Genomic DNA, 11035 nt, shown 5'->3' with positions numbered 1-11035 from the left:
CGCCCTGCCCCTGACCACGACCGCGCGGCTGCTGCTGGCGACCATTCTGGATCGGCTCCGCTTTAATGCTCGGATCCGGCTCAAACCCCGGCAGCGCAATGCGCGGGATCTCACGCTTCAGGAGGCGTTCGATATCACGCAGCAGCTTGTGCTCATCAACGCAGACCAGCGACAGCGCGGCGCCGGTTGCCGCCGCGCGTCCGGTACGACCGATACGGTGTACGTAATCTTCCGCTACGTTTGGCAGCTCATAGTTCACTACGTGCGGCAGCTCTTCGATATCAAGACCGCGTGCAGCGATATCGGTAGCGACCAGCACGCGAATGCTGCCCGATTTAAAATCAGCCAGCGCGCGGGTACGGGCGCCCTGACTCTTATTACCGTGGATAGCCGCCGCGGTGATGCCATCTTTATTCAGCTGCTCAGCCAGATGGTTGGCACCATGCTTGGTACGGGTAAACACCAGTACCTGCTGCCAGTTGTCACGGCCAATCATCAGCGACAGCAGTTCCCGCTTGCGCTTTTTATCAACAAAGTGCACCTGCTGCGACACCTGCTCTGACGCGGTGTTGCGGCGGGCAACTTCGACCTGCTCCGGATTAGTCAGCAGTTTTTCTGCCAGCGTTTTGATTTCATCGGAGAAGGTTGCTGAGAACAGCAGGTTCTGACGCTTCGCCGGCAGCTTCGCCAGGACGCGACGGATATCGTGAATAAAGCCCATATCGAGCATGCGATCGGCTTCATCCAGCACCAGAATTTCTACCTGCGAGAGATCAACCGCATTCTGATGCGCCAGATCCAGCAGACGGCCTGGCGTCGCCACCAGTACGTCAACGCCGCCGCGCAGTTTCATCATCTGCGGATTAATGCTGACGCCACCAAATACCACCAGAGAACGCATGTTCAGGTACTGGCTGTATTCGCGCACGTTCTCACCGACCTGTGCGGCCAGCTCACGCGTTGGCGTCAGGATCAGCGCGCGCACCGGGCGGCGGCCGCGTGCAGCGGCAGGGTTTTCAGAAAGACGCTGCAGCAGAGGCAGCGTAAAACCGGCGGTCTTACCGGTGCCGGTCTGGGCACTCGCCAGCAGGTCGCGGCCAGCCAGCACTACGGGAATTGCCTGACGCTGAATTGGCGTCGGTTCGCGATAGCCCTGTTCTGCTACCGCACGCAAAATATCGGCATTCAAGCCGAGAGAGTCAAAGGACATGCAGGTGTATTACTCCGAACCGCCCTGATCGCGCTGCGCGATGTAGTTTTCAGGGGGGATATGACGCAGCCCCGGGGGCCTGCGTGTGAAAAGGGCACAAACTACCATGCGTAAGGGGGCGAGTGTATCAGCTTTCCCTGCACACTGCGACCTGCAAAACAGGCGCGTCGCCGGTTGTTGCTGCGTGGCGTGGCGTGCAGCAGGCAATAAAAAGGGAGCCTTTAAGGCTCCCTGACTGGCGGAATGCGCGGCGGTCAGCTACGCTTTTTCTCCACGCGGGGGGCAGGTTCTCTGGCCAGCAGAGAGACCAGCGCCGGACCCACCAGCATGACCACGCCCAGGCAACCAATCAGCAGGTTGTTATGGAAAAAGCGTGAGATCAGGAACAGCGTCAGCATCGCTGCGCCAAAATAGTAGGTTGTGGTGACCTCTTCCAGAGTGTCACCCATACGGCGTAAACGGGCACTACGCTGCAGGGCCAGCATGGAGATAAACACCACCGCATAAGCTGCCACCAGGGTACTGCTCACTTCAACCAGTGCCTTATGTTTCCAGCCCCAGACCAGTGCGGCAATTACCAGCAAATGCGTGGCGATGTGCAGACAGGTTTGACCGGTAACAATCTGAACACGATTAGACCATTTCATACTTTTCTCCTGGCAGACCCAACAGGTCGCCCAAGTGTATCTGACCGAAGCCAGACGGATTTCCTCAATGTAAAACAAATTTCAGATAAGACCTTAATTTTCTCGCCCTGGCACCACCCGTTTGTGACAAAGACTACACTTTGTTCTATTCATGATGAAAAGGAGCGCGTCGCAGTATGCCACAAAACACGCAAGGATTTTCATTTAAAGTCCTGACGATCAATACCCATAAAGGTTTCACCACGTTTAATCGTCGTTTTATTCTGCCGGAATTACGCGACGCCGTACGCGCCACATCAGCGGATATCGTCTTTTTACAGGAGGTAATGGGTACCCACGCTATTCATGCCGCACAGATAGAAGCGTGGCCTGAGAACTCACATTATGAGTATCTGGCTGACACCATGTGGCACGACTTCGCCTATGGCCGCAACGCGGTTTATCCCGAAGGCCACCACGGCAACGCGATACTGTCACGCTTTCCTATTGCTGAATATCAAAATCGCGACATTTCCGTTGCTGGCAGCGAAAAGCGCGGCATGCTGCACTGCCAGATTACGCTGCCCGACCGGGCACAGCCGCTGCATGTAATTTGCGTCCATCTTGGCCTGAAAGAGAAGCATCGGCTGACGCAGATGAAGATGATGTGCGAGGTGATCAACGCGCTGCCAGCGGATGCACCGCTGGTCGTAGCCGGGGATTTCAACGACTGGCAGGTGCGCGCTAACCGTTTTCTGCAGCGCGGTGCCGGTTTGAAAGAGGTGTTCAGCCTGAAAAATGGCCGGCCGGCGCGCACGTTCCCGGCACGCTTTCCGCTCTTACGCCTCGATCGTATCTATATTCGTAATGCGTCCGTCAGCCAGCCCTGGGCGCTGCCGGTCAAACCCTGGTCTCATCTGTCCGATCATGCGCCGCTGGCGGTGGAGATATTCCTATGAATTTCAACTGGCGTGACGGCAACCAGCTGCGCCTGCTGGAGAATGGCGAAGCGTTTTTTCCGCGCGTATCGGGTGCCATCCAGCGCGCCGAGCGCACGCTGCTGCTCGAAACCTTTATTCTTTTTGAAGATAACGTAGGTAAGGCGCTGCACCGTGACCTGCTGGCGGCGGCACAGCGCGGCGTGAAGGTCGAAGTCATGGTAGATGGCTATGGCTCTCCCGATCTCTCTGATGAGTTTGTTAATACCCTTACGGAGGCGGGCGTTCGGTTTATCTACTACGATCCGCGCCCGCTGGTCATGGGGATGCGTACCAATCTTTTTCGCCGTCTGCACCGTAAAATCGTAGTGATCGATGAGCAGATCGCCTTTGTCGGCGGCATCAATTTCTCGGCTGAGCACAACACCGATTACGGTCCGGAAGCGAAACAGGATTATGCCGTGGAGGTAAAGGGGCCGGTGGTGATCGATATCGCCCGCTTTGTCCAGATGGCGATGGGCAGCGATCAGATCACCCGCCGCTGGTGGGGAAAACCGTCAAGACATGTGGCCGTTAATGCCCAGCCCGGCAGCGCTCAGGTGCTGTTTGTTTATCGCGACAACAATGAACACCGCGACGACATTGAGCAGCACTATCTGGATATGCTGCGCAAAGCGAAACGCGACGTGATTATCGCTAATGCCTACTTCTTCCCTGCTATCGCCTGCTGCGCGAGATGCGCAACGCTGCCCGGCGCGGCGTGCGCGTGCGGCTGATTGTGCAGGGTGAGCCCGATATGCCGATTGTGAAAGTAGGAGCCGAGCTGCTCTATAACTATCTGGTGGATGGCGGCGTGGAGGTCTATGAGTATTGCCGCCGGCCACTGCATGGCAAGGTCGCGGTGCAGGATCAGCACTGGACCACCGTCGGCTCCAGTAACCTCGATCCGCTGAGCCTGTCGCTTAATCTTGAAGCTAACCTGATCATTCACGACCGCGCTTTCAACCAGACGCTGCGCGATAATCTGGAAGGCCTGATTCAGCACGACTGTGTGCGCGTCCAGGATGACAAACTGCCGCCGCGCAACTGGTGGCAGTTAACCAAAGGCGTCATTGTCTTCCACTTTCTGCGCCACTTCCCGGCCATTGCTGGCTGGCTGCCTGCGCATACGCCTCAGCTATCCCAGGTCTCGCCTCCGGTTCAGCCTGAGATGGAGACGCAGGATCGGGTGGAAGCCAATAATGAAGGAGCGAAATCCTGATGAGCAAAAAGAATCCGAAGTGGCGGCTGGCGAAAAAAATTCTCACGTGGCTCTTTTTTATTGCCGTCGTTGTTCTGCTGGTGGTCTACGCGCGCAAAGTCAACTGGGAAGATGTCTACAAGGTTATCACCGGCTACAACCGCTATGTGGTGCTGGGTGCCGCCGGGCTGGTGATTGTCAGTTATATTACCTACGGCTTATACGATCTGATTGGCCGGGTCTACTGCGGCCATAAGCTGTCGAAGCGGCAGGTCATGCTGGTGTCGTTTATCTGCTACGCCTTTAATCTGACGCTCAGCACCTGGGTGGGCGGCGTCGCCATGCGCTACCGCCTCTATTCACGCCTGGGTCTGTCAGGCAGCACCATCACCCGTATTTTTTCACTGAGCATTGCCACTAACTGGCTTGGCTATATTTTACTGGGCGGCGTGGTGTTTGTCTCCGGCATGGTGCCGATTCCGCCACGCTGGTTTATCGGTGAAGGCACGCTGCGTATCATCGGAGGCATACTGCTGCTGCTGACGGCAGTCTATCTCTGGGCCTGCGCCTTTGCGAAAAAGCGGCAGTGGACGGTGAAGGGCCAGCGGCTGCAGCTGCCTTCACTGCGTATGGCGCTGTTCCAGTTTGCCGTCTCCTGCGCAAACTGGATGGTGATGGGCACCATTATCTGGCTGCTGCTGATGCGTGAAGTGGACTATCCCATCGTGCTGGGCGTGCTGCTGATCAGCAGTATTGCCGGCGTCATTATTCATATTCCGGCGGGTATCGGCGTGCTGGAAGCGGTGTTTCTGGCGCTGCTGAGCGGACAGCACGCGTCACACGGTGAAATTATCGCCGCGCTGCTTGCATACCGTGTTCTTTACTTCATTCTGCCGCTGCTGCTGGCGCTGGTGCTTTATCTCTGGCTGGAGAGCCGGGCGAAGCATCTGCGACACAAAAATCAGCAGAAAATGGCAGAGCAGTAACCGCAGCTGGAAGGATAAAAAACGGGGGCGCATCGCTGCGCCCCCGGTAAAGATAAAGCCGGCGTCTTAGCGGCGGTTGCCGAAAATCCGCAGCAGCATCAAAAACAGATTGATGAAGTCGAGGTAGAGCGTCAGCGCCCCCATAATGGAGTAGCGACGCAGGTTTTCGCTATCGCGGGCGTCAATATTTTCACCCACCGCTTTCAGTTTCTGCGTGTCATAGGCGGTCAGCCCCACAAACACCACCACGCCGATATAGGTAATAGCCCACATCAGCGCCGGGCTTTTCAGCCAGAAGTTCACCAGCGACGCCAGCACGATACCAATCAGCGCCATAAACAGCAGGCTGCCGATACGGCTCAGATCGCGTTTGGTGGTGTAGCCGTAAAAGCTCATCGCCCCAAACATTCCGGCGGTAACAAAAAAGGTGCTGGCGATAGACGAGTAGGTGTAAACCAGAAAAATACTCGCCATGGTCAGGCCGGTCAGCGCCGAATAGAGCATAAACAGCGCCGTCGCCACGGCCCCGCTCATACGCTGGACCAGACCCGACAGCACAAAGACCAGCGCCAGCTGTGCGATGATCAGGCCAAAGAAGGTAATGCGGTTAGCGAACACCAGCTCCATGACCGCAGGCGTACGCGCGGCAAACCAGGAGACAAACGCGGTGAGCAGCAGGCCGCAGGTCATCCAGCCGTACACCTGAGCCATATAGGCCTGCAGCCCGGCCGACGCCGGCTGCACAAACGAATCATTACGTGGATATCGATCCATGATGCACCTCTCAAATAGAAATTACAGGGTCAGAGTGAAGTGTATACCATGCCGCCTCAACGGCGCGTCATACACTGCTGATATCGGCTGTTAACCCGCTGGGCAAACCACGCGGTGGTCAGATTACGGGTAATTTTCGGGCTCTCCAGTTTGATCCCCGGCAGCATCTCACGCGGCACCCGCTTGCCCGCCATTTTATCCGCCAGAATAAAGGTCTGTTTCCACAAAGTTGTATTGCTGAAGTCCGCCGTATCCCCTTTTTCCAGATCGCGGCGAATTTCCCGGTCGCTCATATCGAGGCGTTTGCCCAGCGTACGCACCGCCAGCTCAGTCGAGCCCGCCTGCTCGCTGCCGTAATTGATCAGGTCGCCATCCAGCGCGAGGCGGATCCCACTGGCGCGCGCAATCGCGGCCTGAAACGCCGCGTTGCGGCTGGCATACCAGCCTGCGTTAAAGTCGGCAAAGCGATAGAGCGGCTGACTATAGTCTGCCGGATAGCCCAGCAGATGCTTCGTGCCGAACCAGATCCCTCCGCGCCGGCTGAACACCTCGCGCCGGATCGAACCATCGATGGCATACGGGTAGCCCTGCGCATGCGCCTCGGCAAAGGCAACGCTTACCTGCATCGGCCCGCCGGTGTGTACCGGGTTCAGTTTGCCAAACAGCGTCTGCCCCATCGGCACCATATCGATAAAATCATCAAAAATGGCGCTCAGCTCCTTTTCACTGCGCACCTTGTCCAGCCGCGCGGCGTAGCTTTCACCATTGGAGGATTTGATCAGCAGCGCAGTCCGCACCAGAAATGCCGGAATGTGCAGCTTTGCCGCGCGCCGGTCAATCTCCCCCCAGGCAATTTTTGGCAGCCCGGGCACCTCAGCATCGGCGCTGAAATTTGACTCCTGCCCGGCGACGGCGATCACCGCGCACAGATTGCTGGCGCTCGTATCGAGCTGCTGGACACGGAAAGCGGTATAGATGTCATCAGCCCAGGCTGATTTTTGCGTCACGTACCCGGGCAGCAGCTGCTCAATCTGCGCTTTAACATCTGCGGGCTGGCGCGCCGGCGCCTGCGGCTCTTTTTTACTGCTGCAGCCGGCCACGATCAGCGCGGTCAGCAGAAGCGCGCCGCGGCGTAAGAAGGTTGGTTTCATCCTGCTCCCTGATAAAAAAATGCGTGCTTCAGGCACGTTGCGGGCGCGAGGCTCCCGGCCCCCGCCCTGTCAGTTATTACTCCCAGCGCGCCGCTGCCTGATGGTCGCTGTCACGCGCATCCACCCAGCGATCCCCCTCCGGGGTGGCTTCGCGCTTCCAGAACGGCGCACGGGTTTTAAGATAATCCATTATAAATTCTGCGGCTGCGAATGCGCTGCCGCGGTGTGCGCTGCTGACGCCCACCAGCACTATCTCATCACCGGGAAAGAGTTCACCCACGCGATGGATCACTGTTATCTGCTGCAATGGCCAGCGCTGCCGGGCAGCCTCAGCGATTTCCGCCAGCGCTTTTTCCGTCATACCCGGATAGTGCTCCAGCGTCAGCGCCGCTACGTCGGCGCCGAGGTTATGATTGCGCACTTTACCGGTGAAGGTAACGATAGCGCCATCCCGATCGTCTGCGGCCAGCAGCCGGTATTCAGCACCGGTATCAAACGGCTCGGGGCCAACGCGAATACGGGTTGTCATGGTTAACCTCCGGTGACCGGCGGGAAAAAAGCCACTTCATCACCCGCCTGCAGCGGATGCGTCATGGGGACCAGCGTCTGATTGACTGCGGCCAGCAGCCTGCCCGATTCCAGCGCCAGCGCCCAGCGGTCGCTGCGCTGCGCCAGTGCAGCACGCAGTGCCGCCACGTCAGGATAGGCTTCCGGCAGCGTCAGTTCGCTGGTGCCGGTCAGCTCACGCACCTGGGCAAAAAACAGGACTTTAATCATGGCTGACCGCCCTGAAGTCACCTGACTTCCCGCCGCTTTTGCTCAGCAGGCGCAGCTGGTCAATCACGATATCTTTCTGCACCGCTTTGCACATGTCATAGATGGTCAGCGCCGCCACGGAGGCGGCCGTCAGCGCCTCCATCTCTACCCCGGTTTTACCGGTCAGGCGGCAGCGCGAAGTAACGCGTACCCGGCTCTGCGCCGGTTCCGCTTCCAGCGTCACTTCCACTTTACTCAGCATCAGCGGATGACAGAGCGGTATCAGCTCCCAGGTGCGCTTCGCCGCCTGAATGCCGGCGATACGGGCCGTGGCAAAGACATCACCTTTATGATGGCTGCCTTCCATGATCATCTGCAGCGTGGCAGGTGACATTAAAACCAGCGCCTCCGCCTGCGCTTCGCGCACGGTTTCATTTTTGCCGGAGACATCAACCATGTGCGCTTCGCCAGCGGCATTAATATGCGTTAACTGATTCATACAGTGACTTTCTTCAGATGAGAGACAAAATTACAGGGCCGGGTGCGCGCATCCAGCTGATCGGCGATGATGCGTTCCCAGCCGCAGCGGCAGGCGCTGGTAGAGCCTGGCAGGGCAAAAATCAGGGTCTGATTGGCGAGGCCGGCAACGGCGCGCGACTGCAGCGTTGCGCTGCCGATATCTTCATACGAGAACATACGGAACAGTTCGCCAAAGCCGTCAATTTCGCGGTCAAACAGCGGCAGCAGCGCTTCCGGCGTACTGTTTTTACTGTTAAAGCCGGTGCCGCCGTTCACAATCACCACCTGGATATCGTCGCTGGCGATCCAGCGCGACACCGTGGCGCGAATGCGGTAGCGATTGTCAGGCAGAATAGCGTGATCCACCACCTGATGCCCCGCGTCCGCCAGCGCCTCACGCAGATAGTCTCCTGAGGTGTCATTCGCCGCATCGCGGCTGTCGGATATGGTCAGCACCGCGGCAGTCAGAGCGGTAAATTCGCCGGTTGGTTTAGCCATGGCTGTAACTCCTGTGTTTAGCCACCAATGAAAGAGAGATTTTGCGTAATACCGGTCTGGCCCTGATGCAGAAAATGGGTCTGCTTTTTCTGGCCAAGACTATGGGCGATACGCGCCTGCAGCTCGTCCTGCTGTGCATCGGAGGCGAGCAGATCGCGCAGCTCTACCCCACCGTCACCAAACAGGCAGAGGTGCAGTTTACCGGTGGCCGAGACGCGCAGCCGGTTGCAGCTGGCGCAGAAATCTTTTTCATAAGGCATAATCAGACCGACCTCACCCTGATAGTCGGGATGACGAAATACCTGTGCCGGCCCGTCGCTGCGGCCGCGCGGCTGCCGCTGCCAGCCCTGCACGATCAGCCGGTCGCGGATCACCTCACCGGAGATATGGTGACGCCGGAACAGATCGCCCCCTTCACCGGTTTCCATCAGCTCAATAAAACGCAGCTGAATCGGACGCGTGCGGATCCAGGCCAGAAACGTATCCAGACTCTGGCTGTTAACATCACGCATCAGCACGCTGTTAACTTTGACTTTTTCGAATCCGGCGTCAAACGCGGCGTCGATACCGGCCATGACCTCAGCAAATTTGTTCTGCCCGGTGATGGCATGAAACTGCCGCGCATCAAGGCTGTCCACGCTGACGTTAATGTGCGTCAGCCCTGCATCGCGCCATGACTGTACGTCACGCGCCATGCGATAGCCGTTGGTGGTCACCGCAATCTGTCGCAGCGCGGCGTTTTCACGCACGGCAGCGATGATGTCGGTAAAGTCGCGACGCATCGAGGGTTCACCGCCGGTAAGCCGGATCTTCTCCGTTCCCGCCGCGGTAAAGGCGCGGGTCACCCGGCGGATCTCATCCAGCGAGAGAAAGCTTTTGTTGCGGGTACTGCCAGGCTTGTAGCCGTCCGGCAGACAGTAAGTACAACGGAAATTACATACATCCGTGATCGACAGGCGCAAATAGTAGAAGCTGCGCGCCCAGGCATCTGTAAATTGTGGCACCTTAACACCTTTCCAAAGTCGGGAGATGCAGGCATTTCTTTCTGCACCCTGGCAGCATGACGCTGCGGCCAGGCGGCCCTATCATTTGACTTAGGCGCGCAAGGCTTGGGAGTTTGTTGTCATTGAGGACAACTCGGTCTCTGGATGGTAGCGCGCTTTGCGTCAGTCAGCCAGTCACTGCGTGCGTTGTATAACATGATATATAACGATTTTTCGCGGCATTATCGCAGCAGAATAGGCTAAACTGCGCCACATGACGCTGCCCCCGGCAGCAAAGAATTGGCTTTCAGCGCAGTGGACCGATAAGGAGTAGCATGAATCGAACGCTGGCAGATTTAGATCGCGTGGTGGCACTGGGCGGCGGGCACGGCCTGGGCCGCGTCATGTCAGCGCTGGCGCCGCTGGGCTCGCGACTCACCGGTATAGTGACCACCACGGACAATGGCGGCTCCACCGGACGTATCCGCCGTTCAGAAGGGGGGATCGCCTGGGGAGACATGCGCAACTGTCTTAATCAGCTGATCACCGAGCCCAGCGTCGCTTCCGCGATGTTTGAATACCGTTTTGCCGGTAACGGCGAACTGGCGGGCCACAATCTTGGCAACCTGATCCTGAAAGCGCTGGATCATCTCAGCGTGCGTCCGCTGGAAGCGATTAACATTATCCGCAATCTGCTTAAGGTTGATGCGTTTCTCATCCCGATGTCAGAGCAGCCGGTTGATCTGGTCGCGCAGGATGCAGAAGGCAACATGGTGTATGGCGAAACCGCGATTGATGAGATGCGTCAGGCGCCACAGGCGCTGATGCTGCATCCGGCGGTTAATCCCACCCGCGAAGCGCTGGACGCCGTGGCTGAAGCCGATCTGATCCTGATTGGCCCGGGCAGTTTCTATACCAGCCTGATGCCGATTTTGCTGATGGAAGAGATGGCGCGCGCGCTGCGGCGTACGCCCGCTACGATGGTATTTATTGGCAATCTTGGCCGCGAGCTTAGCCCGGCAGCCGCCCGTCTTAGCGTGGCAGATAAGCTGGCCATTATGGAGCAGGCGATTGGTAAACGGGTTATTGATGCCGTAGTGATCAGCCCGACTGCCGACACGCAGGGTCTGGCGCAGCGCATTATTGTGCAGGAGCCGCTGGAAGCTGAAGATATCCGTTATCGCCACGATCGACAGCTGCTGCGCCTGGCGCTGGAGCACGCCATCCAGGCGCTTTAAAGCCGCCAGCCGTATAAATACGCCAGGGCCGCATAAATGCGCCAGGGCCGCATAAATGCGCCAGGGCCGCATAAATGCGGCCCCTACAGAGATTTGCGTAGGGGCGCCATTTATAG

The 11035-nt window shown here is 58.0% G+C and carries 12 protein-coding genes, 1 pseudogene and 1 riboswitch; of the genes and pseudogenes, 4 read left to right on the top strand and 9 right to left on the bottom strand.

The genetic code is table 11. The features are described 5' to 3' along the window. Together rhlE and HA43_RS17850 are read right to left on the bottom strand one after the other, a co-directional pair. Positions 1–1210, bottom strand: a 1210-nt coding sequence (gene rhlE, locus HA43_RS17855) for an ATP-dependent RNA helicase RhlE (protein WP_094112273.1), incomplete at its 3' end; no start/stop codon positions are given. 254 nt (positions 1211–1464) lie between these two features. Beyond that, on the bottom strand, positions 1465–1857 hold the full coding sequence (locus HA43_RS17850) for a YbhQ family protein (protein WP_039383339.1): 393 nt from the start codon (positions 1855–1857) through the stop codon (positions 1465–1467). 176 nt (positions 1858–2033) lie between these two features. Here HA43_RS17850 and HA43_RS17845 point away from each other — a divergent pair, with 176 nt between their 5' ends. The 3 genes and pseudogenes from HA43_RS17845 to HA43_RS17835 all read left to right on the top strand — a co-directional run bounded on the left by HA43_RS17845 (position 2034) and on the right by HA43_RS17835 (position 5000). After that, positions 2034–2795 carry an endonuclease/exonuclease/phosphatase family protein gene (locus tag HA43_RS17845; protein WP_071669005.1) on the top strand — a complete coding sequence of 254 codons (762 nt, stop codon included), beginning with the start codon at positions 2034–2036 and terminating at the stop codon, positions 2793–2795. Further along, positions 2792–4035: pseudogene (clsB, locus tag HA43_RS17840) on the top strand (cardiolipin synthase ClsB). The gene HA43_RS17845 and the pseudogene clsB overlap by 4 nt, the downstream one beginning before the upstream one ends. After that, the gene (locus HA43_RS17835) at positions 4035–5000 is read left to right on the top strand and encodes a lysylphosphatidylglycerol synthase domain-containing protein (protein ID WP_094112272.1); all 966 of its coding nucleotides are present in this window, start codon (positions 4035–4037) and stop codon (positions 4998–5000) included. Before clsB ends, HA43_RS17835 begins: the two are co-directional and overlap by 1 nt. Before the next feature lie 66 nt (positions 5001–5066). Here the strand turns inward: HA43_RS17835 and HA43_RS17830 are convergent, their stop codons facing one another. The 7 genes from HA43_RS17830 to moaA all read right to left on the bottom strand — a co-directional run bounded on the left by HA43_RS17830 (position 5067) and on the right by moaA (position 9702). Next, positions 5067–5774, bottom strand: coding sequence for a Bax inhibitor-1/YccA family protein (locus tag HA43_RS17830; RefSeq protein ID WP_039383334.1), 708 nt, complete (start codon positions 5772–5774; stop codon positions 5067–5069). A gap of 56 nt (positions 5775–5830) precedes the next feature. After that, positions 5831–6925, bottom strand: a complete 1095-nt coding sequence (locus tag HA43_RS17825) for a DUF1615 domain-containing protein (RefSeq protein ID WP_094112271.1) — start codon at positions 6923–6925, stop codon at positions 5831–5833. Between the two features lie 76 nt (positions 6926–7001). Next, complete coding sequence (gene moaE / locus HA43_RS17820; RefSeq protein ID WP_039383330.1) at positions 7002–7454, bottom strand: molybdopterin synthase catalytic subunit MoaE; 453 nt, start codon at positions 7452–7454, stop codon at positions 7002–7004. Between the two features lie 2 nt (positions 7455–7456). After that, entirely contained in the window at positions 7457–7702 is a 246-nt protein-coding gene (gene moaD, locus HA43_RS17815; RefSeq protein ID WP_094112270.1) for a molybdopterin synthase sulfur carrier subunit, read from the bottom strand. Then, positions 7695–8180 carry a cyclic pyranopterin monophosphate synthase MoaC gene (moaC, locus tag HA43_RS17810; protein ID WP_094112269.1) on the bottom strand — a complete coding sequence of 162 codons (486 nt, stop codon included), beginning with the start codon at positions 8178–8180 and terminating at the stop codon, positions 7695–7697. The genes moaD and moaC overlap by 8 nt, the downstream gene beginning before the upstream one ends. Then, a complete protein-coding gene (moaB, locus tag HA43_RS17805) occupies positions 8177–8698 on the bottom strand; it encodes a molybdenum cofactor biosynthesis protein B (RefSeq protein ID WP_094112268.1) in 522 nt (173 codons plus the stop codon). Before moaB ends, moaC begins: the two co-directional genes overlap by 4 nt. 17 nt (positions 8699–8715) lie before the next feature. Next, on the bottom strand, positions 8716–9702 hold the full coding sequence (moaA, locus tag HA43_RS17800; RefSeq protein ID WP_039383320.1) for a GTP 3',8-cyclase MoaA: 987 nt from the start codon (positions 9700–9702) through the stop codon (positions 8716–8718). Continuing rightward, positions 9691–9826: riboswitch (molybdenum cofactor riboswitch) on the bottom strand. It overlaps the preceding gene by 12 nt. 190 nt (positions 9827–10016) lie before the next feature. On the opposite strand from moaA, the gene HA43_RS17795 reads away from it, so the two are divergent. After that, the gene (locus HA43_RS17795) at positions 10017–10919 is read left to right on the top strand and encodes a gluconeogenesis factor YvcK family protein (protein ID WP_039383318.1); all 903 of its coding nucleotides are present in this window, start codon (positions 10017–10019) and stop codon (positions 10917–10919) included. The last annotated feature ends 116 nt before the right edge of the window (positions 10920–11035 follow it).

It is taken from the genome of Pantoea eucrina (genome assembly GCF_002095385.1).
Lineage (GTDB): Bacteria > Pseudomonadota > Gammaproteobacteria > Enterobacterales > Enterobacteriaceae > Pantoea > Pantoea eucrina.
The sequence above is the reverse complement of the archived record's forward strand: the minus strand, read 5'-3'. Positions and strand labels throughout refer to the sequence as shown.